Source organism: Coleofasciculus sp. H7-1, assembly GCF_057473865.1.
This window is the reverse complement of sequence record NZ_JBYCCT010000026.1, coordinates 81,140-101,293: the sequence shown is the minus strand read 5'-3', so window position 1 is coordinate 101,293 and position 20,154 is coordinate 81,140. Positions and strand designations below refer to the sequence as shown.

The following is a 20,154-nucleotide window of genomic DNA, read 5'->3' as shown; positions in this document are numbered from 1 at the left end:
TATTCTTCTTGTTTAATAGTAATAGTTTACTTTTGATTGTAAGTTTATTTGATGGCGAGGCGATCGCGCTGTGTATTCACTCGCTGATAGTCAGGCGATCGCCAAAAATAACCATCGCCCCAGAAGATTCTTCTGGGGCGATTAGTCTCAAAGCATTGTGTAGTCTTGATTTTCAACGGAGAGGGTGGGATTCGAACCCACGTTGAGGTTGCCCCCAAACAGCATTTCCAGTGCTGCGCCTTCAACCACTCGGCCACCTCTCCAGAGGCTTATTTATTTTGAAATGTGCAACTCAAAGCTGCGATTTTTAATAATACACTATTTTTATGACTGATTACTACACCATTCGCATACACAATCGCCATACAGGTACTCATCACGACCTTCAGGTGCCAAGCGATCGCTATATCCTATCTAGCGTCGAGCATCAGAGCGTCGAGTTGCCTTTTTCCTGTCGCAATGGCGCTTGTACCACCTGTGCCGTGCGCGTCCTCTCAGGGGAAATCCATCAGCCAGAAGCAATGGGGCTTTCTCCACAACTGCGCGACAAAGGCTATGCTCTATTATGCGTGAGCTATCCCCGCTCCGACTTGGAAGTGGAAACTCAGGATGAGGATGAAGTTTACGAACTCCAGTTCGGTCGCTATTTTGGCAAAGGCAAAGTCCGTTTCGGTTTACCTCTGGATGAAGACTAACGAAAGGCGATCGCGCAAAATAAAAAGGCAAAAGAATTTTCTCTTTTGCCTTTTGCCTTTTGCCTTTTGCCTTTTCTTGGTGGGTTGCCAAGCTAAAGAAGTTCCGACAGGCGCAACCGTAAAGGTGGAGCGGGTTGTCACCGGACAAACCCTGGAAGTGCTGGATACCAGCAAGCAATCGGCTTTGGTAGAGCGAGTGCGGCTGCTGGGAATCGAAGCACCAGATATGAAACAGCAGCCTTGGGGAGCGGCGGCTCAAGAGCGGCTCAAGCAGTTGATTGGTGGGCAATCCGTTTTGTTAGAGTCGGATGGGTCAAGCAAAGACCAGTTTGAGCGCCGGTTAGCTTATGTGTGGAAAGATGGGGTATTGCTGAACGAGCAGATGGTGGTAGAAGGGTATGTGTTTGTGCCGCGATCGCTCAACAACAAATATGACCAACGGCTCACCACCGCTCAAGAATATGCTCGAATTATGGGCAAAGGCATTTGGAACCCAGAAAAACCCATGCGCTTGACTCCAGCGGAGTTTCGGCGTCAAAATCGTTAACAGCTGATTGCGAATGGCTAATTGTTCATTGTTCAATGCCATTAGCCATTAGCTAAAAATATGACTCGCCATACCCCCGACCAACTGCAAATTTTTCTAGATATTGCCACCGAGGCGGCGCTAGCTGCTGGTGCCATCTTGCAAAGCTACTGGGGCAAATTAGAAGCCGTTGAAGAAAAAGGACGCCCAGGCGACCTCGTAACCGAAGCAGATAAAGCCGCCGAAGCCACAATTCTTTCAGTCATCAATCGCCATTTTCCCCACCATCAAATCCTGGCAGAAGAATCCGGGCAACTGGGAGATACTAATAGCGAATACCTCTGGGCAATCGATCCCCTGGATGGCACCACGAATTATGCTCATCAGTATCCCTTTTTCTCCGCCTCAATCGGGTTACTGATTGACGGAGTTCCCCAAGTCGGTGTCGTTTACGATCCATTTCATCATGAGTTGTTTCGCGCTGCCAAAGGCTTAGGAGCCACTTGCAACCGGCGGAGTATCCGGGTTTCCAAAACAGCCGAGTTGAGCAAAAGCTTGCTCGTCACCGGCTTTGCTTACGATCGACGCGAAACAGCGGACAATAACTACGCTGAATTTTGTCACCTTACCCATCTCACCCAGGGCGTCAGGCGCAGCGGTTCCGCATCCATCGATCTCGTTCATGTTGCCTGCGGACGCCTGGATGGCTACTGGGAACGGGGTTTACAACCTTGGGATCTGGCAGCCGGAGTGGTAATCGTAGAGGAAGCCGGGGGCAAAGTCAGCGCCTACGATGGGAGTCCTTTAGCGATTCATTCCGGTCGGATTTTGGCGACAAATGGTTATCTGCACTCACAACTCAGTCAAGAACTTTTGCAAATTACACCTCTAAGTAGATGGCAAAGTGCTGAAAATTAGGCTTCTCTGTAAGCAAGGTCACACATAGCTTTCGCAAGGGAAGTATATTAGAAACAATACTCGGCTCTGATGGTGGGACAGCGGGCTATGTCATTTCGGATCGACCGTGGACTGTTCAAGTTTGATTTCACAGACCACCACGCAATTTTAGGGGTGCCAGTAGATGCAGGAGTCAATGACATCCGCAAACGGTATCTCAAAATCGCCCGGAGATTGCATCCGGATAGTTGCAAGGCTGAAAACGAAGCAGAAAAACAGCGTGCCAGCCAGATGTTGTCAAAATTGGTAAATCCTGCCTACGAACAACTATCTCAGGATCGCACGCGGGCAGAATACGTCGTTATGATCGGGCGCATGGGTAAGCGCTTGGCTGGGGAAGCGGCGAACGTTCAACCCCAAGGTGAAACCGCGAAACAATTAGCTCAGGCTGGCGGCGATTTAGAGCATTCCTATAAAACGGCACTGCAAAAGCTAGCACAAACGCAGTATGAATCTTTGAGCCAAGTCCTGGAAGTGACGGCTCAAATCAGCGAACTGAATATGGTTTACCTGCGGCGGAAGGGGAGTTCTGGGGTAGCAACCTCAATGATGTCAGATAAACGTCCTGTCACGGGGGCTGCTGGCCCCAATGCATCATCGCCGCCACCACCGCCGCCACCATCGTCACCGGCTCAGACATCAGTCGCGGAGCCATATTTCCGTCGCGCTGATGAGTTGATAACGAAGAACCAGTTTGCTAAGGCGGAGATAGAGTTGCGGGAAGCCCTGAAAATGGAGCCGAACAATAGCCATTGCCATAGCTTATTGGGGATGGTTTATTTGAAGCAAACTCCGCCTAAGGTGACAATGGCGAAGGTACACATAACCCAAGCTTTGAAATTAAACCCTCAAGACCCGATCGGGCTAGAGGGCAAACAGGCACTTGACAAGCTGGCACAAAAAGTTGCGGGTGGCAAGACAACGACGCCGCCTAAGTCAGGGCAGGGCAAGCCAGGGCAGGGCAAGCCGGAGGATAAGTCTGGAGGCGGTTTATTTGGTATGTTTGGTAAGAAGAAATAAGAAAGCGATTTCTTCGGTTAGCAACTGGGCTATTAGATGTTTGGCAGTTGTCGGTGAGAGCTAGAGTCAATCCGTCAACTCGCTAATCGCGAATACTTCGCTTGCTAATCGCTTGTCAACTAACAAAAAACAACGACTGAATGGTTTATCAACCCCCGGCAGGCGCGAGGGATTTACTGCCTCTCGATGTCGCTCAAAAAAGCTGGATTGAAGATCGGTTGCAGCAGGTGTATCACCGCTGGGGCTATCACCGGATTATCACCTCCACTCTAGAGCGGTTGGATACTTTGATGGCAGGCGGAGCAATCCAGCGCTCGACAGTGATTCAAATACAGGATGCTGAGGAGGGGACGCTGGGACTCCGCCCAGAACTGACGGCTTCGATCGCCCGTGCATCTGTGACGCGCATGGCTGGTGTTACTTATCCGCAACGCCTCTACTACAACGCAAATGTATTCCGCCGTTCGCAGGGAAGCAATTACGGGCGTCAGCAGGAATTTTACCAGGCAGGGGTAGAGCTGTTGGGTGCGGGTGGTGTCTTGGCAGATGCAGAGGTGCTGTTGCTGCTGGGAGACTGCCTGAAGTGTCTGGGGTTAAGCCAGTGGCAGGTAATTTTGGGAGAAGCGGGGTTAACGCGATCGCTTTTTTCCCCGTTTCCAGTTCATCTGCAAGAAAAAGTGCGACGCGCGATCGCGCATCTCGATCGTATCACTTTGGAAACTCTGCCCCTTTCGCCCGAATTGCGAGAACGGGCTTTATTTCTATTTGAGCTGCGGGGACACCCTGCTGATGTGCTGCAACGAGTTTCTACTCTAGATTTAGCAGAATCTGAGCGCAAAACAGTCAGTAATCTGAAATCGCTCATCGATCTTCTAAACGAAGGCTTCTCCCATCAGCAAACCTTCCCCGTGACTCTGGATCTTAGCTTGATCCAAACCTTTAACTATTACACCGGCATTGTGTTTGAAGTCGTTAGCGATACAGACACCCAAGCACGGGTTTTAGCTCAGGGGGGACGCTATGACCAATTGCTGGGACTCTATCATCCCCAAGGGCAAACTTACCCCAGTATTGGCTTTGCTCTTAACATTGAAGACTTATACCAAGTCTTGCTCTCGAAGGCTGGGATGCCCCGCGAAACGCCTGCTAGTGATTGGTTAGTCGTTCCTTCATCCCCCCAAGCCTATATGGCAGCTTTTGCCTACGCCCAAACCCTGCGAGATTCTATTCATCTGGTGCGGGTGGAGATGGATTTAGGGGAGCGATCGCCTGAAGATGTGCGAGAATATGCCCGTAGCCGTCACATCCGTCGCCTTGCCTGGGTGGAAGCTGAGGGTGCTACTAAAATTGAGATGCTGAGTTAGATTTTTTTAACGCAAAGGTACGCAAAGGGAAGCGCAGAGGTACGCAAAGGAGAGGTGCTTTTTTGGGCAAAATTTTACCTTAAGTTTGCGTACTTTTACATTTAAAATGTCTCGTTTCAGCTATCAGTCGGAAGACTTTGGTAGTCTAGAGAAGCAGATGTCTGCCAATCCCAAGAGAGAGAACACTGTGCCGCATACGATTGTTACCAATACCTGCGAAGGCGTCGCTGATTGTGTCGATGCTTGTCCTGTTGCCTGTATTCACGAAGGTCCCGGTAAGAATGTTAAGGGGACTGGCTGGTACTGGATTGATTTTGCCACTTGTATTGACTGTGGCATCTGCCTACAAGTCTGCCCTGTGGAAGGGGCAATTGTCCCCGAAGAACGCCCGGATTTGCAAAAGACACCCTAATTGTTGATTATTCATGGTTCATGGTTGATGCAGGAATTGCCATAAATCATGAGCCATAACTAATAACTAATAACGAATGACTAATGAACCTTTATTAGAAGTTGAAGATGTTTGGGCTGGATATGTCAAAGATTTGGATATCCTGCAAGGTGTTAATTTCAAGATATATCCCGGTGAATTAGTTGCCGTAATTGGCCCCAATGGTGCCGGGAAATCAACATTGGCAAAGGCTATCTTTGGACTCTTAAGTTCTCATCAAGGCAAAATTACTTTCAAAGGCGAGAATATTGCTGGCTTAAAGTCGGATCAAATTGTTCGGCGGGGGATGTGCTACGTGCCGCAAATCTCTAATGTGTTCCCATCGCTGACGGTGGAAGAGAATCTGGAGATGGGCGCGTTTATTCGCAATGTCCCTTTGCAACCGCTCAAGGATCGTATCTTTGCCACGTTTCCGGTTCTGGCTCAACGGCGGCATCAGCGGGCTGGAACTCTGTCAGGGGGAGAACGGCAGATGCTGGCAATGGGAAAGGCTTTGATGTTGGAACCCACTCTGTTGCTGCTGGATGAACCTTCGGCGGCGCTGTCTCCCCTGTTGGTCAATAACGTTTTTGAGCAGATTCAAGCAATTAATCAAACGGGTACGGCAATTGTGCTGGTGGAGCAAAATGCCCGGAAAGCTTTGGGAATGGCACACCGTGGTTATGTGCTGGATACAGGACGCGATCGCTTCTCAGGTCCCGGCTCCGAACTCTTGAATGACCCCAAGGTGGGAGAACTCTATCTGGGTGCAGGTAAAGCCCACTGACGCATTGAGCGGACGCCTTGACTCTTTGCGATCGCTCTGACGCTGTTAAAAATTAAAGAAATTGGGACTAGACAAATCCGGTTCGCTCCGGTACTATACTTTTATAATGGAAATCTGTGCTGTCAGATAGATTGCTTTAAACAACAATAATACAATTAACTTTATTAAATCTTACACCAACCCCCCTGAAATTGAAAATATTTTTGATTTAATTCGCTATAAAATCTATGGCTTCAATCTCAACGAATTGACAGGAAAGGCAGCAGCTACAAAAGAAAATATTTTCTTCAAAATTACTGTAGAAGCAATGCTATTGTGCAGGAAAACCAAAATAGTCAGACAAGAAGAATGAGAGACTTCAGTGGCATACAATAGTTCCACGTCTCACTCAGGATGATTGGCATCGTGGCAGTTTTAAAACTCCGCCCTCAGCATTTGCAAGCCATCCGCACCCATGCCGAAAGCACCTATCCCGAAGAGTGCTGCGGCTTGCTGCTAGGTAAATTGGCGGAAGATGGCAAAACTGTGGTGGAAGTAATGCCAACCGAGAACAGTTGGGATGCACAAGCAGTAGAAGCGTTCCCAGAGATTGAAGGTTCCGCGAAACTGGGTTCGGATAAGCGAGACAGATACGCGATCGCTCCCGAAGATATGCTTAAAGTACAAAAGCAGGGACGCGAGAGTGCTTCGCCCAGCCAACTTGATATCATTGGAATCTACCACTCCCATCCCGACCATCCAGCAATTCCTTCTGAATTCGATCGAGCGTGTGCGTGGTCAGTATACTCGTATATTATTGTGTCAGTTCAACAAGGCAAAGCTGGCGATCTCCGCAACTGGAGTCTCGACGACGCCCACCAGTTTCAGCCTGAAGAAATGATAATTGTTGAAATAACCTAGATTAAGAACTTAACTTTAAAAACGATTAAGACCCAAAGATCCAAAGACTATTGTATCTTTGATAGGCTGTTAACTCTGTCTGCCCTCACTAAAAGGTCATGCTCAATCCCAATCTGGATCAAATCCAGCTTTCCAAAGAAGAATACGAACGCTACTCTCGCCACCTGATCCTGCCAGAAATAGGACTGGAAGGGCAAAAACGCCTCAAAGCAGCAAGCGTCCTGTGTGTTGGTACAGGTGGACTGGGTTCGCCTCTACTGCTGTATCTCGCCGCTGCTGGTATCGGACGAATTGGTATTGTTGATTTTGATGTCGTCGATAATTCCAACTTGCAACGCCAAGTCATTCACGGCACCTCTTGGGTAGGTAAACCGAAAATTGAGTCGGCAAAAAATAGGATTTTAGAAATAAATCCCTATTGCCAAGTTGACTTGTACGAAACACGCCTAAGTGCCGAAAATGCCTTACAAATTCTCGAACCCTACGACATCGTAGTAGATGGCACCGATAACTTCCCTACGCGCTATCTAGTTAACGATGCTTGCGTGTTGTTAAATAAGCCTAACGTCTACGGTTCCATTTATCGGTTTGAAGGGCAAGCGACGGTATTTAACTACCAAAATGGCCCAAATTACCGCGACCTTTATCCGGAACCCCCACCACCCGGAATGGTTCCTTCCTGTGCTGAAGGCGGCGTTTTGGGAATTTTGCCAGGAATTATTGGCGTTATCCAAGCAACAGAAACGGTCAAAATTATTATCGGTCAAGGTCAAACTCTCAGCGGGCGGTTGTTGCTGTATGATGCCTTGCAAATGAAGTTCCGGGAACTGAAACTGCGTCCGAACCCAGAAAGACCAGTCATTGAAAAGTTAATTGATTATGAAGAATTCTGCGGTATCCCACAAGCAAAAGCAGAAGAGGCGAAACAGCAGATGGAAATGTCAGAAATGACGGTTCGGGAATTGAAGGAATTGCTAGATAGCGGTGCAGATGATTTTGTACTGCTTGATGTTCGCAATCCTAACGAGTACGAAATTGCTAGAATTCCGGGTGCCGTTTTGGTGCCGTTACCAGATATTGAAAACGGTGCGGGTGTTGCCCAAGTGAAAGAATTGCTCAACGGTCATCGCTTGATTGCCCACTGCAAGCTGGGTGGACGTTCTGCGAAGGCGCTGGGGATTCTGAAAGAAGCTGGAATTGAAGGCACCAACGTCAAAGGCGGAATTACCGCTTGGAGTCGAGAAATTGACCCTTCGGTGCCTGAATACTAAAAAGGTTGCAGCTTTGAATTTAGTAACCTTCGATAGAGGCGTTCTGTGGGAACGTCTCTATTTGTCTAGATTTCAACTTGCTAACTTCTTGGTTGCGGATGTGGGGTTCGATAATTTTAGCTTTTGGAAAAGCGATCGCGTCCCCAATCGCATTTTTAGTCGCAGCCGATAGCATTGCACTGAGTACAAAGGTGCAAACTGCTACCAATGTCCAAGTAGGATAGCTTGTGACCTACTTATGTAGAACTATCATGCAAAACAAAAGTAGCGAACGTGCCTTGTCTCGTTCCCGACGATTATCCACTACTGGGCTAGCCCTTACCGCAGGATTATTTGCGATCGCTGTTGAGACCGTTCCTGCCACCGCCACCCATTTCAGCCCCTTTCAATACTGCGCTGCTGAGTTAAGGGCGGTTGGTATCTCCACAGAACTCGCTGCCTCTACCTGTTCGGATGCCCTCAAACCCACAGATTTATCAGCTTGCGTGTTTAATATTAACCGAGAAACTCAGATTGCCTCACGAGACGCTCTGGCTGCCTGTCTCCGGGTGCGACGTCCCATCGAGTTAGGCAGGTGCGTGATTAATATTTCCCAAGATGCCAAAAACCCGCCGCTGCTGGAGGTACTCGAATCCTGTCGTCGTAGCCTTTTACCAGTCCGCTTTGCTGAATGCGTTGTCGGCTTGAATCGCCAGTTGGAGATTTCTGCCGCCAAAGCGCTGGATACCTGCATTTCGGCAGATGATTTGCCCCGCAACTTATCCCCCACCTTTGCGCCACCGCCACCCCCGAAGCCGACGCCTGACTTTACGCCGCCACTGACACCTCTCCCTCAGTTGGCACCTTTGCCAAATTTGGAAGCAGAACCCAAAGAAATTAAAAATTAAAAATTAAAAATTAAAAATTAAGAGTCTTTTTTTAATTTTTAATTTTGCATTTTTAATTCTTCCAAGTCAGCCGGTGTGTTGCAATTAAATAAGAGCGATCGCTCGGTTAGGGGCAGTTCTTGTACGGGATGTTGAGACAACCATTGCTGAAAGGATCTGCCCCCTTTATTAATAAATTCAGTCAAGCTAGGCAAACAGCGGCGGCGATAAAAACCGCATAGCGGTTCCCAGCCTTTGGGGTGTCGGGGGAGAAAGGCAATACAATCTTCTGGCACCTCTGGTAAATGCTGTACCCAATTGAGCAAAATTTCCTCTTTCAAATTGGGCAAATCGCAGGCAAGTAACAACACCCATTCTGTTTGTACTGGCGCGAGTCCTTGGGCAAAGCCAATGAGTGGCCCGTGGGAAGGATGAGGAATGAAGGATGCAGGCACTTCCCTTTCCCCAAGGTTAGGATGAATTAATTCTTCATTCATCTTTTCGGGTTCATGCTTTTGAAAAGGAACTTCTCGAACCAGAGAGCAACGGCTAGGTAGAATATCTTGGTATCGTTCGCTCCACGGCGTTACCACATACACTTTTGAAGCACAGGCTTGGGCAACTTCACAAACCTGCCGAATCAGGGGAACGCCGTTAACAGAAATTAAGGCTTTATCGCGTCCCATGCGAGAACTTTGTCCACCTGCCAAAACAATTGCTGTCACCGATACAGCCGAGGATGCATTCATTTGAAAGCAAATTACTGGGTGGTTAAAATGACCGTCCGGCTTGGATTGTCCCATTTAACGGATACTCTAAATGGCTGTAAATCCACCGCTTTGATATATTCGAGATTACGGTGAGTAAGGGTGCGGAAGTCAGCGACTTTACTTGGATCGATTCCTAACGACTTTAGGAAAACAATAGGAATAGAAGCATTCCCATTGACCAAAATTCCCTGATTTTTATATATCTGGTCGTTGATTTTCACACTGATAACTGGGTAGCTAGGAGGAGGGGGAGGCGTTAAGCCCTGCCTCTGAGCTTCCTTGCGACTCCAAGCTTCTAGACCGTCAGCCAATCCACGGGCAAAGTCTTGACGCTTAGTTTGAAGTAAAGAGCGATCGCCTGGATTCGTGACAAACCCCAACTCCATCAGCATCGAGGGAATATCCACTTGACGGCAGAAACCCAAACTACCGACACCCGTAGCGGTATCCGATTTAACTCCACGAGACGGCAATCCTGAAACCGCTTTAAGTAAGGATTGCAGCACCAACTGGGCATCGGCTTCGCGTTGCTCGTTGCCGTCAGTATAGAAGGCGCTGGCACCCCGGATACTGGTGTTTCCGACAGAATCGGCATGGATTTCTAAAGCGACATCGCCACGGCGGGAGTAGGCGTTGATCCAAGCAATCGTTTCCTTCAAACTCAGCGTATCGGGAACAGAGGAAACCTCTAAACCGCGCGATCGCATTTCCTGCACCGCCGCATCGCGGGTAAGCCTCATTTCTCTGTCTTCTGTAGTACCTCCAGCTTGTGCGCCCGGATCGCCAGCACCATGTCCAGCGGAAAGAAAAATCCGTACCATTTTACAATCTCCCCAGAATTCTAATCGCCTTGAATGTTGTAGTGATTCATTCCGATCCATCCCCACAAAGATAGAATCCGGAGGCTCAACCGATACTTTCTTGCCCACACATCCAGGCTATGATACGCCGTATTGTAACTTAGCCCTGAGAGAGTCGATGGAGCGGGTGATTTCAGCACTGGGATTGGCTGTTTTTGTGGGATTATCTTATGCCTTCTCAGTGAACCGGCGTGCTGTGCGTTGGCGTCCGGTATTCTGGGGGCTAGGGTTAGAGTTTATTTTTGCACTGCTGATTCTGAAAACTCCCGGCGGTTTAGCTGTATTTAAGTTTCTCGGCGATGTCGTTAGCCGCTTTTTAGAATTCTCTGATGTTGGTGCCAAATTTGTCTTTGGAGATAAATTTGTCGATCATTTCTTTGCTTTTAAAGTGCTGCCCACGATTATCTTTTTTTCTTCGTTCATCACGGTGCTATACCACTACGGCATTGTACAGCGAGTGGTGAATGTGATGGCGTGGGTAATGATGAAGACGATGGGAACATCGGGGGCTGAGTCTTTATCGTGTGCTGCCAACATCTTTTTAGGACCAACTGAGGCACCGCTGCTGGTTAAGCCTTATGTGGCGACGATGACGCAATCAGAACTTCATGCGGTGATGACGGGGGGCTTTGCCACAATTGCCGGTGGCGTATTAGGGGCATATCTCTCCTTTGGGATTCCACCAGCACACCTGATTGCCGCTTTCTTCATGACTGCCCCGACTTCCCTGGTTGCCTCAAAATTGCTTTATCCGGAAACGGAAGTTCCCAAGACGGTTGGCAAGGCACAGATAGATGTGGAGAGTACCTTTGTGAATGCGATTGATGCAGCGGCTGGGGGAGCGATTGAAGGGACGAAACTGGCAGTTAATGTAGCGGCGATGATTATTGCCTTTTTGGGGTTATTGGCTTTTGTCAATGCCCTCCTGGGATGGTTGGGGGGACTTTTCGGCGTGCCTTTGTTGTCGTTGGAGTGGATGTTATCTTTTTTAATGGCCCCCGTTGCGTGGCTGCTCGGAGTGCCTTGGGCTGACTGCGCCCAGGTGGGGGTGTTGTTAGGCAAAAAGACGATTTTGAATGATTTTATCGCCTATGTGGATCTGAAGACGCTGATTGAGCAGAAGGCGATATCCGAACGGGCTGTAATTATCGCCACCTACGCTTTGTGCAACTTTGCCAATATTGGCTCGATTGGCATCACAATTGGTGGGATTGGCGGGATGGCACCGAACCGTCAGAAAGATTTAGCGAGAATGGGTGTCAGGGCGATGATAGGCGGTTTGTTTGCGGGTTTTATGACAGCTGCGATCGCGGGAATGTTGTTATAAGCAAGGCACTGTTGTTAATCCGCCAGGGCTAAAGGTTCGGGTAGTCGAAGCTAAGGATGTCATCGGCGGTGACGGTAGCGATCGCTTATACCATTACTTTGCTTACCACCGGATGTTGTTGTAAGTTAAAGGCGAAGCGATCGCAGGTGTCAATATGGAAAAATACATCCCCCTCATAGCACGAGCTTTCTTAGCCGCCATTTTTTTGAAGTCCGGCTTTGATAAAATTCCCGGCTTCAGTGGCACGCAACAGTTTATGGCAAGCAAGGGCATCCCGGAAGCGCTGACGGGGCTGTTGCTAGTCGCGGCAATTATTATTGAACTGGCTGGCGGATTATCCGTATTGCTAGGTTACAAAGCCCGTTGGGGAGCGATCGCGTTAATTATCTTCATGATTCCGACTACGCTAATTTTTCACAGCAATTTTGATGATTCCATGCAGGTGATTGCGTTCATGAAGAACTTAGCCATTATCGGGGGATTGCTCATGGTGTACTATGTTGGCTCTGGGCCAGTGAGTTTGGACGAGCAGATGGCATCTAGGCGTTCTGATTAACTAACGAGCTTAGTTGATGAAAGATGCGATCGCGTTTCCCCTCACTAGCAAGCGTGCGAGCAGCACTAAGAGTGCATACGAAATGCGCGATCGCTTATACAGGAATCCCAGCCCTAAAAGCTGGTGAGATAGTAATATTATCCAAAAATTCCTAATGTTATCCATTGCGCTCTAGCTCTGAGTTGCAACGGTGCATTCATCTGTAACCGATCCAAAGTAGCACGACCAATAGATGTTGTGCTTTCTAGTAGGAAAGGTGCTTCTCCTTGCACTGCAAAGTATTCGTACCAACTATCGGTTCGAGGGTTAAACAAACGTACCTGTTGTTGGTTAACTGGGTCAAACCCATCTACATAATCTAACTTGCGGAGATTACAAACACGGCAGGCAAGCGCCCAGTTTGGGGATTCATCCAAGCCACCTTTGGAGATAGGAATAATGTGATCCACCTCAAAAGCAACGTTGAAGATAACTTCTGGTGCATGACAGTATTCACACTGATGTTTGGCCCGTTGTGCTACGAGGAGATAGTTAGGATTCACAGCGTCTCAAAGAAATATACAAGGCTACTGTTTTTCACTTTGAGTTCCCTTGAGAATTTCTTTAGCTCTTTCTATCGCAGCGTTCCATTCAGCCTCAACTAATCTCTCCAATTCTTGCTTTTCGGCGGGAGCAAATGCCTCCCCGACAACGCTAGTTTGGTGAAATCGATCCATCAGTTCCCCAAGCCGTAATTGCTGGTCTGCGGTAAAGAAATTATCGGGACGAAAACGCTGCACGATGATTACTGTGTTACCACTCTCTCTAAACCCTTGTGTTGCTAGTTCCTTCTCAAGCATATCCAGTGCCTGACCGGGTGTTGCACCAGTAGCCTGTTGTACTCCACAGATTGCCCGATAAATTGTTTGCTCGGCGCTGGCTTCTGAAACAATCTCGATGGTTGTCATAGCTTATCTTTCACTAGCTCACCATTCTCTGATTTTAATTCCACTCCCGTTCGATCGTTTGCAAATTATTAAATTACCTAAATGGTATGGCGAAGTTAAAGGCTACAAAGCTTGATGGCGTAGATATTGGCACAAATTCATCCTAACGGATATTTCTACTCACATTCAGTGAGTTTGGATGGTAGCCAGTGCGCTCGCGTTTCCCCTCACTAGCAAGCGTGCGAACAGCACTAAGAGTGCATACGAAATGCGCGATCGCTTTCTGGATTTAGCCTTGTATCTCTTCGCCCATCTGCTGCTCTAATCGCTCTAGCAATGTATTGACATCTGCGGCGACTTGCTCAAAGCAAGCGGGAGGTGGAGGTTCGGGTTGAAACTGAATCAGCTTTATCTGTCCCTCACCAATTCCAATGACGAGAACCTCCACTTCAGGGTTATGAGCATCCACAACTCCTAACATTTCCTGAAGCTGATTTTCGACTTTACTATTGAGTGTTTCTATTGCCTCTTTTGGACAATAGACGAAATGCGGCTTCGGTTTCACATCGATCCCCAAACTCCCCTGAGTATCTCCATTTTCTAACCACAATCCCCAAGATAATGCTGCCAATTCTTGCTGATTGGCTTTGACAAATTGAGCGAGCTGGTTTCGCCAGTTCTTTTCTCCGGAATCAGAAGGAGTTTTACCAAATTGAATCATTGCTTATCTTCTTGGGTGGTTACAGATGCATTTGGCGCTGCGAATCAGAGAAAAACTCCTAGCGCGATCGCTTATCAAGTCTGGATTCTCAGAAGCGATCGCTGTCCTCAGATGCGCCTTAGCAGAGAAATTAGCTCTCAGGAGATTTTAAAGCTTGATCTAGCACGCTACGAGCTTGCTCTGCTTTCGATCGAGCCTCGTGATAGCGCAGATTCACTTGTGCAAAGGTTTTGAGAACTTTAAAACCGTCTTTGAGTTGAGCGATTTCCTCTTCACTCACCGACTTTTCTGAAAACAGAATATCTACTTGAGCGCGAACCTTGAGCGCCTCGGCGCGTGACTCCTGTACCTTCAGCTTTAGTGTGGCAAGGTTGCTCAGAACTTGTACAGCTTGGGTTACGGCGTCTTCATCGCTAGTCCCATCCGCTTCCAGCTCTTTGACTTCAATCAGTTGTTGCGGACTAAATCCATCTTCAAGCTCTGTGGGTAGCTTGTCTGCATCCATGAGTTCCATGAGCTGCTCCATCGCTTTCTCACGGGCTTTTTTTGAATCTTTGCCTGGAACAGTCAAGATGACTTCTGGGCTTTGTGCGAGAGTGTACTGAACCATATCTAATGCAGGAAGAATGCAGAGAGAACTTGTCTAGCCGTAATGGTCTGGTTAGTTGAACCAAGCCGACAGGATTATTTTAAGGCAAACGAAAGCTGTTCCTGTGGGAGATGTGCTGACTGGGGAAAAAATGCGAACTGACTTTTTGGAGCGCTTCGCGAACTGACAAGTCAGCGCTTCGCTATCGCGCCTTTGGCAGATCTGCCAAGATCAGCGTTAGCGAATCTAGAGACGTTGCATAGTTTCTACACAAAATTCTCGCTCATAAAAACTGATTTTCAACCCACTTCCTTTGCGTAGCCACAACTTCCTCTTCGCTAGAGAGATATGCTTTCAGGGCTGTTTCATTCTCTCAAACCTATAATCTGCCAGGGGTTGAAACCCCTGTCTCATAGCTAAAGTCGTCTAAAGACGACTGTACATTAGTATTTGAGTCGTCTTTAGACGACTTGGGCTTTTAGGCAGTGGACTTAAGTCCACGGGCGGGTTTCAGGAGAATGAAATAGCCCTGGATATGCTTTAGGTCTGCCAAGCTTTGAGAACCTTATCCCAAACAGTAGTAAGTGATTGTTTCAATTGGTGCTGACGATACCATCTCTGAAAGGCTTTTTCGTAATCTTCGCCTCCAGATTGAAAGGTATTCCAAGCATTAAGCCCCAGCCCTAATCCCCAGAATAAGGCAATATATAAAGACCAAGAAAGCTCACCGACATTTACTATATTCAGCAGCATCAAAAACGAATTGACGATCGTATATTTGCCCGCTTGTTTCTGTAATTTGCTGCGCCGGTAGAGATTAAAATCCTGTCGCTTTTGGATTTCTCCCTGTTTGGCTAGCCACTGCTGTTCTGCCACCTGAAGGCACTCTGGGGAGATTTCTAATTCAGATGCGATTTCTAGTAGCTGTTCGCGGGTAAATTCTGTGTCGTCAGTTTGACGGGCGATCGCTATCTGGAGAATTTGCTGGATCTCTTCTTGATTATAGGAGCGGGTGATTTGAGTTTCGGAGACGGGCATAGGGAGGCACCTGCGGTCATCGAGGTTGGGAGAGCTTTTCTGCCCCAAGGACGTGATGCAGAAGTCAGCCTTTCAAGAGCAGTACTGATTCTATTATGCCGAGGCAATAGTCAGAATGCCTCACACCAGGCTATTCCAAAACCGAACCTTAATGGACGGATAGTACGGTAGCTGAAAGATTAAAATGCTCGTTACATTTCATTACGATAAAGAGGTGCAAGAAAGAGAGGTTCAATTTAAGCCTCTCAGATGTTAAATCAGAGGTGGCGTAATGAACGGCACGATTCGCGTCGGCAATTTATTCGGAATTCCCTTCAACGTACATCCGTCCTGGTTCTTTGTCCTGGCTTGGGTGACGGTGAGCTATGGCAGTGGACTAGCGGCTCAATTTCCCGGACTAGGCGGGGGATTACCCTGGCTACTGGGATTAATTGCGGCGCTGCTGTTGTTTGCATCCGTCTTGGCGCACGAACTCGGACACAGTTTTGTCGCTATCAAACAGGGAATTGAAGTTAAATCTATCAACTTGTTTCTGTTTGGTGGTCTAGCCAGCCTAGAAAAAGAATCAAAAACCCCCGCAGGAGCATTCTGGCTGGCGATCGCCGGACCTTTAGTCAGTTTGGCGCTGTTTGGTCTAATTAGCGCGATTGGCTTTACCACGGGCATTTCCGGGCCGTTTGCAGCGATTCTCGGAGTGCTGGCTTACGTCAACTTAGTGCTGGCGCTATTTAACCTGATTCCTGGCTTGCCCCTGGATGGTGGTAATATCCTCAAAGCGTTGGTTTGGAAGATCACCGGCAATCCTTATAAAGGTGTTGTGTTTGCGGGTCGCGCCGGTCAAATCATTGGTTGGATAGCGATCGCTTCTGGTCTGATTCCTCTACTATTTGGCGGCGGTCTTAACTTCTGGAACTTGTTAATCGGTTGGTTCTTGCTGCAAAACGCTGGTCGAGCCACCCAGGCTGCTAGAGTGCAAGAACAACTAGCCGCTTTGACCGCAGAAGATGCAGTCATGACCGATAGCCCAATTGTTTCTGAGTCGCTTTCCCTGAGAGAGTTTGTTAACGAGTACATCATTGGCAAAAGCGAAGCGTCGCGGTTCTTAGTCACCAATGAAGAGGGACAATTAGTGGGCGCGATCGCAGTTGACGATCTCAAAGCCGTTCCGACCTCTCAGTGGACTGAAATATCGGTCGCACAGCTAACCAAACCCGTCGAATTCTCCACAACCGTCAAATCCGATCAATCCTTACTAGAAGTGGTGACACTGCTAGAACAAGAAAAGCTTACTCAGCTTACCGTCATTCGTGAAAACGGCGTGCTAGTCGGACTTCTGGAAAAAGCTTCGATTCTCAACTTACTCCAGAGAAAAGCGCAAGCAAATCCTGCTTAATCAATTTCGGATTTTGAATTCAGCTAACTAACATAACAAGTGTGCTTAGAAGTAGGGGCGGGTTGATAACCTGCCCCTACTTCTATACAAACTAAGGCTGCTGACCTTAGCTTAATTACGAGTAAAAAGAAAACGTTCCAGACGCGATATATCGCGTCTGGAATACAGTCGGGGAGAGGTCAGTTCCCTCACGAATTAACCAACCGTATCTTTTGATTGTCAGACTGAGTGTATTTACAACAACCAACTTTTTGCGGCAAAATCAGCAGGCTCATCGGTTTGAGGTTGAGGCTGAGGTTGAGGGAAGTTGTTAGATGTCCGCTCAGATGTTTTGTGCTTCGGTGCTTGAGATTCCTGCTCTTTGTGTAGAGCATTGGCTTCTTCAATCAGCTTAGAGTTCGCTTCTGCAAGTTGCATGGCTGCTTTTTTGGTTTGCTCCAGCTCTGTCTTCATCTGTTTGGCTTGATCTTGAGCTTTTTGGTGCTTATTTAGCAGTTTTTTTTGTTCATCCAAATCTGCCTGCAAATTGGCAATTTGCTGGTGTAGAGAGGCTTCCACTTTGCGTGTTTCCTTCAAAACACCTTTCAACTCGGTAACAAGTGATTTTTGCTCATCCAAATTGGATTGCAAATCGGTGATTTGCTGCTGTAGAGATTCCTCCCTTTGGCGTGCTTGCTCCAAAGTTGTTTTTAACTCTGTCACAGTTGCTTCTAAGTCAGTCTTCGTTGAATTTGAGTGTTTCGCAGGAGTTTTATCGGGCGTATCTGTTGATGATTCATCTACGAGTTCCGCCTCCACTTCTATAATTTCCTCAACGGTCGCCTCTAGAACAGGTTCAGCTTCTGAATCTGGCGATTTTTGTGCTTCTTCGTGTAGTAAGTCTGAAAGACGTTTTTTAGCCATTATTTTTAGTTCCTCCAATCACGCTGTATTTCATTAGCCACGCGGCGGTAGTCTGCTTCCGCCTCCCGTGCCTTTTTCCCCGTCCATTGATGAATCGGCACCCCCTCAAGAGCCGCTCGTTCGTGGGCTTTGTAGGCACGGACAAAGCTATGGCAAGCCGGAATTCCTAGCTCTTGAAGTGTGTTTTGAGCCTCCAGTGCTTCCCCCAAACTTCGCGCATCCACCTTCGTCAGAAGTACCCGATGGGCGATTCCAACTGGCATGACGGCTTCCCTTACTGTCTCAATGAGTACAGCCAGATCCATCGGCGCACAGGGCGTGGGTAAAACCAGATAATCAGCGATCGCTACTACCGCCGCTAATGCTTCCGATCGCAATGCTGGAGGCGTATCCACCACTACTAAATCGTAGCCTTCTATCTTACGTAAACGACCTAAAAGTTTTGGATCTGTCTCTTGAACGAGATCGAAGCCCATTCCTTTCTCGCTACGCTCAACCCACCAAGTTGCCGAACCCTGAATATCTGCATCGACCAGAAGAACCCGTTTTTCTTCGGAGAAGGTTGCAGCCAGATTGACTGCTGTAGTGGTTTTACCGACTCCTCCCTTACCGTTGAGAATAGCAATTATTCTTGGCACTGCTCGCTTGTGATGCTGACTCCACCGAATATACCGCTTAATGGGATCGAGAGGAGTTTTTTGTGCGTTAGCATAGGGCTTGACTGGCGCTACCTTTGTCAACCGCTTGGCGTGCGAAGCGAACGATCGCCCTCTGAGGACATGGCGTTGAACTGAGCCAACACTCCGCCCTCTAAACTCGCCACAATAGAATCGAATAGCTCTGAACCCGAAACGCCTCAATGGAACTCACTAACAGCCTACCTAAAGGGCCAAACACTCCGCGATCGCTGCGGTTAATGAAATTTATTTTTCAGCCCATAAAGTACCTGGATGATTATGCCAAAGCCTATGGTGACACCTTCACCATCCAGGGAAGCAAAGGTACTCCCATTGTGTATTTCAGCCAACCACAAGCACTGCAAACGATTTTCACTGCCGATTCTACTCACTTAGACGCCGGGAGGGGGAACAGCGGTTTAGAGTTTTTATTGGGAGAAAATTCTCTGCTACTACTGGATGGCGATCGCCATCAGCGCCAACGACAACTTTTAACCCCTCCCTTTCACGGGGATCGAATGCGGGCTTACGGTCAGATTATCTCTGAAATCGCCGAGCAGGTGATGAATCAGTGGACGATGGGCAAATCCTTCAACGTCCGTGCGTCGATGCAAGAAATCACCCTGCGCGTCATCTTACGGGTGGTGTTTGGACTGGATGAGGGACTGCGTTTGGAAAAACTACGCCGCTTAGTCGGTTCAACGCTGGACTTGATGAGTTCCCGCTTCAACTCCAGCGCCTTCTTTTTTGAGTTTCTCCAACAAGATTTAGGCGCTTGGAGTCCTTGGGGTCGAATGCTGCGCCAACTCAAACAAATTGACGAACTGATTTATGCTCAGATCGGGGAACGTCGGGCGGAAGCTAACCCGAATCGGCAAGATATCCTCAGCTTAATGATGTCTGCTCGTGATGAAGCGGGTCAACCGATGACGGATGTAGAGTTACGCGATGAGTTAATGACTCTGCTAGTCGCCGGACATGAAACCACGGCTTCTGCGCTGACGTGGGCTTTGTACTGGGTTGACCAATTACCGCAGGTGTGCGACAAACTGCTCCAAGAGTTAGACTCTCTTGATGCCGATCCAGATCCGAGTGTCATTGCCAAACTACCCTATCTAACGGCGGTTTGCTCTGAAACGCTTCGCATTTACCCAATTGCTGCCAATACCTTTATTCGGGTTGTGCGATCGCCAATCGAGATAACAGGCTACAAATTAGAGCCAGGAACAGTAATCGTCCCCAGTATCTATTTAGCCCACCATCGGCAGGAAACTTTCCCACAGCCGAAGCAATTCAAGCCAGAGCGCTTTTTGGAACGGCAATTTTCTCCTTATGAATATTTGCCCTTTGGTGGCGGGAATCGTCGCTGTATTGGGATGGCATTTGCGATGTATGAAATGAAATTGGTGCTGGCAACAATTCTGTCGCGTTTTCAAGTGTCGCTAGTTAATAAGCGTCCGGTTATTCCGGTGCGTCGGGGTTTGACTTTAGCAGCACCGGAAGGCATGAAGATGGTTGCAACTCCTCGCCTTAAGCGTGCGAATACAACCGTTGGCTCTCATTTGAGTTAAGGCAATA

General features: G+C 48.1%; 25 protein-coding genes and 1 tRNA gene. 14 read left to right on the top strand and 12 right to left on the bottom strand.

What is annotated here, in order from left to right; all coding sequences use genetic code 11:
* Window positions 1-44: 44 nt before the first annotated feature.
* Window positions 45-176 carry a hypothetical protein gene (locus tag AC2VDX_RS07310; RefSeq protein WP_378177700.1) on the bottom strand — a complete coding sequence of 44 codons (132 nt, stop codon included), beginning with the start codon at window positions 174-176 and terminating at the stop codon, window positions 45-47.
* Window positions 177-263: transfer RNA gene (locus AC2VDX_RS07305), tRNA-Ser, on the bottom strand. It abuts the gene before it with no gap.
* Between the two features lie 63 nt (window positions 264-326).
* On the opposite strand from AC2VDX_RS07305, the gene AC2VDX_RS07300 reads away from it, so the two are divergent.
* From AC2VDX_RS07300 to moeB, 9 genes are all read left to right on the top strand, one after another.
* Entirely contained in the window at window positions 327-695 is a 369-nt protein-coding gene (locus AC2VDX_RS07300) for a 2Fe-2S iron-sulfur cluster-binding protein (protein WP_378177703.1), read from the top strand.
* Complete coding sequence (locus AC2VDX_RS07295; RefSeq protein WP_378177706.1) at window positions 685-1,242, top strand: thermonuclease family protein; 558 nt, start codon at window positions 685-687, stop codon at window positions 1,240-1,242. Before AC2VDX_RS07300 ends, AC2VDX_RS07295 begins: the two co-directional genes overlap by 11 nt.
* 60 nt (window positions 1,243-1,302) lie before the next feature.
* The gene (locus AC2VDX_RS07290; protein WP_378177709.1) at window positions 1,303-2,139 is read left to right on the top strand and encodes an inositol monophosphatase family protein; all 837 of its coding nucleotides are present in this window, start codon (window positions 1,303-1,305) and stop codon (window positions 2,137-2,139) included.
* An 87-nt stretch (window positions 2,140-2,226) separates the two neighbouring features.
* Window positions 2,227-3,198 carry a J domain-containing protein gene (locus tag AC2VDX_RS07285; RefSeq protein ID WP_378177712.1) on the top strand — a complete coding sequence of 324 codons (972 nt, stop codon included), beginning with the start codon at window positions 2,227-2,229 and terminating at the stop codon, window positions 3,196-3,198.
* A gap of 140 nt (window positions 3,199-3,338) precedes the next feature.
* Window positions 3,339-4,562: an ATP phosphoribosyltransferase regulatory subunit gene (locus tag AC2VDX_RS07280; protein WP_378177715.1), complete on the top strand. Its 1,224-nt coding sequence runs from the start codon at window positions 3,339-3,341 to the stop codon at window positions 4,560-4,562.
* 187 nt (window positions 4,563-4,749) lie between these two features.
* A complete protein-coding gene (locus AC2VDX_RS07275; protein WP_378177980.1) occupies window positions 4,750-4,974 on the top strand; it encodes a ferredoxin family protein in 225 nt (74 codons plus the stop codon).
* Window positions 4,975-5,050: 76 nt separating this feature from the next.
* Window positions 5,051-5,779: an ABC transporter ATP-binding protein gene (locus tag AC2VDX_RS07270; protein WP_378177718.1), complete on the top strand. Its 729-nt coding sequence runs from the start codon at window positions 5,051-5,053 to the stop codon at window positions 5,777-5,779.
* Window positions 5,780-6,184: 405 nt separating this feature from the next.
* Complete coding sequence (locus AC2VDX_RS07265) at window positions 6,185-6,679, top strand: M67 family metallopeptidase (RefSeq protein ID WP_378177721.1); 495 nt, start codon at window positions 6,185-6,187, stop codon at window positions 6,677-6,679.
* A gap of 98 nt (window positions 6,680-6,777) precedes the next feature.
* Entirely contained in the window at window positions 6,778-7,950 is a 1,173-nt protein-coding gene (moeB, locus tag AC2VDX_RS07260; protein ID WP_378177724.1) for a molybdopterin-synthase adenylyltransferase MoeB, read from the top strand.
* A 19-nt stretch (window positions 7,951-7,969) separates the two neighbouring features.
* Here moeB and AC2VDX_RS07255 read toward each other — a convergent pair whose 3' ends face one another.
* Entirely contained in the window at window positions 7,970-8,125 is a 156-nt protein-coding gene (locus tag AC2VDX_RS07255; RefSeq protein WP_378177727.1) for a hypothetical protein, read from the bottom strand.
* Between the two features lie 76 nt (window positions 8,126-8,201).
* Here AC2VDX_RS07255 and AC2VDX_RS07250 point away from each other — a divergent pair, with 76 nt between their 5' ends.
* Window positions 8,202-8,837 carry a hypothetical protein gene (locus AC2VDX_RS07250; RefSeq protein ID WP_378177730.1) on the top strand — a complete coding sequence of 212 codons (636 nt, stop codon included), beginning with the start codon at window positions 8,202-8,204 and terminating at the stop codon, window positions 8,835-8,837.
* Window positions 8,838-8,875: 38 nt separating this feature from the next.
* On the opposite strand, the gene AC2VDX_RS07245 is transcribed toward AC2VDX_RS07250, so the two are convergent.
* Entirely contained in the window at window positions 8,876-9,565 is a 690-nt protein-coding gene (locus tag AC2VDX_RS07245) for a molybdenum cofactor guanylyltransferase (protein WP_378177733.1), read from the bottom strand.
* Window positions 9,566-9,576: 11 nt separating this feature from the next.
* Entirely contained in the window at window positions 9,577-10,407 is an 831-nt protein-coding gene (locus tag AC2VDX_RS07240) for an N-acetylmuramoyl-L-alanine amidase family protein (RefSeq protein ID WP_378177736.1), read from the bottom strand.
* A gap of 157 nt (window positions 10,408-10,564) precedes the next feature.
* On the opposite strand from AC2VDX_RS07240, the gene AC2VDX_RS07235 reads away from it, so the two are divergent.
* Window positions 10,565-11,773 carry a NupC/NupG family nucleoside CNT transporter gene (locus tag AC2VDX_RS07235; RefSeq protein WP_378177739.1) on the top strand — a complete coding sequence of 403 codons (1,209 nt, stop codon included), beginning with the start codon at window positions 10,565-10,567 and terminating at the stop codon, window positions 11,771-11,773.
* A 154-nt stretch (window positions 11,774-11,927) separates the two neighbouring features.
* Window positions 11,928-12,329, top strand: coding sequence for a DoxX family protein (locus AC2VDX_RS07230; protein WP_378177741.1), 402 nt, complete (start codon window positions 11,928-11,930; stop codon window positions 12,327-12,329).
* 137 nt (window positions 12,330-12,466) lie between these two features.
* Here the strand turns inward: AC2VDX_RS07230 and AC2VDX_RS07225 are convergent, their stop codons facing one another.
* The 5 genes from AC2VDX_RS07225 to AC2VDX_RS07205 form a co-directional block, all read right to left on the bottom strand.
* The gene (locus tag AC2VDX_RS07225) at window positions 12,467-12,871 is read right to left on the bottom strand and encodes an HNH endonuclease (protein WP_378177743.1); all 405 of its coding nucleotides are present in this window, start codon (window positions 12,869-12,871) and stop codon (window positions 12,467-12,469) included.
* 24 nt (window positions 12,872-12,895) lie between these two features.
* Window positions 12,896-13,276: a hypothetical protein gene (locus AC2VDX_RS07220; RefSeq protein WP_378177746.1), complete on the bottom strand. Its 381-nt coding sequence runs from the start codon at window positions 13,274-13,276 to the stop codon at window positions 12,896-12,898.
* A gap of 268 nt (window positions 13,277-13,544) precedes the next feature.
* A complete protein-coding gene (gene ccmS / locus AC2VDX_RS07215; protein ID WP_378177749.1) occupies window positions 13,545-13,976 on the bottom strand; it encodes a beta-carboxysome assembly chaperone CcmS in 432 nt (143 codons plus the stop codon).
* Window positions 13,977-14,106: 130 nt separating this feature from the next.
* A complete protein-coding gene (locus AC2VDX_RS07210; RefSeq protein ID WP_378177750.1) occupies window positions 14,107-14,586 on the bottom strand; it encodes a hypothetical protein in 480 nt (159 codons plus the stop codon).
* Window positions 14,587-15,105: 519 nt separating this feature from the next.
* The gene (locus AC2VDX_RS07205; protein ID WP_378177753.1) at window positions 15,106-15,603 is read right to left on the bottom strand and encodes a 2TM domain-containing protein; all 498 of its coding nucleotides are present in this window, start codon (window positions 15,601-15,603) and stop codon (window positions 15,106-15,108) included.
* Window positions 15,604-15,874: 271 nt separating this feature from the next.
* Between AC2VDX_RS07205 and AC2VDX_RS07200 the strand changes: the two genes are divergently transcribed.
* Entirely contained in the window at window positions 15,875-16,996 is a 1,122-nt protein-coding gene (locus AC2VDX_RS07200; RefSeq protein ID WP_378177756.1) for a site-2 protease family protein, read from the top strand.
* A gap of 234 nt (window positions 16,997-17,230) precedes the next feature.
* Here AC2VDX_RS07200 and AC2VDX_RS07195 read toward each other — a convergent pair whose 3' ends face one another.
* Window positions 17,231-17,899 (bottom strand): hypothetical protein, encoded by a 669-nt coding sequence (locus AC2VDX_RS07195; protein ID WP_378177759.1) that lies wholly within the window; start codon window positions 17,897-17,899, stop codon window positions 17,231-17,233.
* 5 nt (window positions 17,900-17,904) lie between these two features.
* Window positions 17,905-18,537, bottom strand: a complete 633-nt coding sequence (locus AC2VDX_RS07190) for a ParA family protein (protein ID WP_378177983.1) — start codon at window positions 18,535-18,537, stop codon at window positions 17,905-17,907.
* A 221-nt stretch (window positions 18,538-18,758) separates the two neighbouring features.
* On the opposite strand from AC2VDX_RS07190, the gene AC2VDX_RS07185 reads away from it, so the two are divergent.
* Window positions 18,759-20,147 (top strand): cytochrome P450, encoded by a 1,389-nt coding sequence (locus tag AC2VDX_RS07185; RefSeq protein WP_378177761.1) that lies wholly within the window; start codon window positions 18,759-18,761, stop codon window positions 20,145-20,147.
* The last annotated feature ends 7 nt before the right edge of the window (window positions 20,148-20,154 follow it).

What these genes read in the sequence shown, in the direction of transcription:
- AC2VDX_RS07300 (WP_378177703.1), top strand. Translation starts at nt 327, where the DNA reads ATGACTGATTACTACACCATTCGCATACACAATCGCCATACAGGTACT.
- AC2VDX_RS07295 (WP_378177706.1), top strand. Translation starts at nt 685, where the DNA reads ATGAAGACTAACGAAAGGCGATCGCGCAAAATAAAAAGGCAAAAGAAT.
- AC2VDX_RS07290 (WP_378177709.1), top strand. Translation starts at nt 1,303, where the DNA reads ATGACTCGCCATACCCCCGACCAACTGCAAATTTTTCTAGATATTGCC.
- AC2VDX_RS07285 (WP_378177712.1), top strand. Translation starts at nt 2,227, where the DNA reads ATGTCATTTCGGATCGACCGTGGACTGTTCAAGTTTGATTTCACAGAC.
- AC2VDX_RS07280 (WP_378177715.1), top strand. Translation starts at nt 3,339, where the DNA reads ATGGTTTATCAACCCCCGGCAGGCGCGAGGGATTTACTGCCTCTCGAT.
- AC2VDX_RS07270 (WP_378177718.1), top strand. Translation starts at nt 5,051, where the DNA reads ATGACTAATGAACCTTTATTAGAAGTTGAAGATGTTTGGGCTGGATAT.
- moeB (WP_378177724.1), top strand. Translation starts at nt 6,778, where the DNA reads ATGCTCAATCCCAATCTGGATCAAATCCAGCTTTCCAAAGAAGAATAC.
- AC2VDX_RS07255 (WP_378177727.1), bottom strand. Translation starts at nt 8,125, where the DNA reads ATGCTATCGGCTGCGACTAAAAATGCGATTGGGGACGCGATCGCTTTT.
- AC2VDX_RS07250 (WP_378177730.1), top strand. Translation starts at nt 8,202, where the DNA reads ATGCAAAACAAAAGTAGCGAACGTGCCTTGTCTCGTTCCCGACGATTA.
- AC2VDX_RS07245 (WP_378177733.1), bottom strand. Translation starts at nt 9,565, where the DNA reads ATGAATGCATCCTCGGCTGTATCGGTGACAGCAATTGTTTTGGCAGGT.
- AC2VDX_RS07240 (WP_378177736.1), bottom strand. Translation starts at nt 10,407, where the DNA reads ATGGTACGGATTTTTCTTTCCGCTGGACATGGTGCTGGCGATCCGGGC.
- AC2VDX_RS07235 (WP_378177739.1), top strand. Translation starts at nt 10,565, where the DNA reads ATGGAGCGGGTGATTTCAGCACTGGGATTGGCTGTTTTTGTGGGATTA.
- AC2VDX_RS07230 (WP_378177741.1), top strand. Translation starts at nt 11,928, where the DNA reads ATGGAAAAATACATCCCCCTCATAGCACGAGCTTTCTTAGCCGCCATT.
- AC2VDX_RS07220 (WP_378177746.1), bottom strand. Translation starts at nt 13,276, where the DNA reads ATGACAACCATCGAGATTGTTTCAGAAGCCAGCGCCGAGCAAACAATT.
- ccmS (WP_378177749.1), bottom strand. Translation starts at nt 13,976, where the DNA reads ATGATTCAATTTGGTAAAACTCCTTCTGATTCCGGAGAAAAGAACTGG.
- AC2VDX_RS07210 (WP_378177750.1), bottom strand. Translation starts at nt 14,586, where the DNA reads ATGGTTCAGTACACTCTCGCACAAAGCCCAGAAGTCATCTTGACTGTT.
- AC2VDX_RS07205 (WP_378177753.1), bottom strand. Translation starts at nt 15,603, where the DNA reads ATGCCCGTCTCCGAAACTCAAATCACCCGCTCCTATAATCAAGAAGAG.
- AC2VDX_RS07200 (WP_378177756.1), top strand. Translation starts at nt 15,875, where the DNA reads ATGAACGGCACGATTCGCGTCGGCAATTTATTCGGAATTCCCTTCAAC.
- AC2VDX_RS07195 (WP_378177759.1), bottom strand. Translation starts at nt 17,899, where the DNA reads ATGGCTAAAAAACGTCTTTCAGACTTACTACACGAAGAAGCACAAAAA.
- AC2VDX_RS07185 (WP_378177761.1), top strand. Translation starts at nt 18,759, where the DNA reads ATGGAACTCACTAACAGCCTACCTAAAGGGCCAAACACTCCGCGATCG.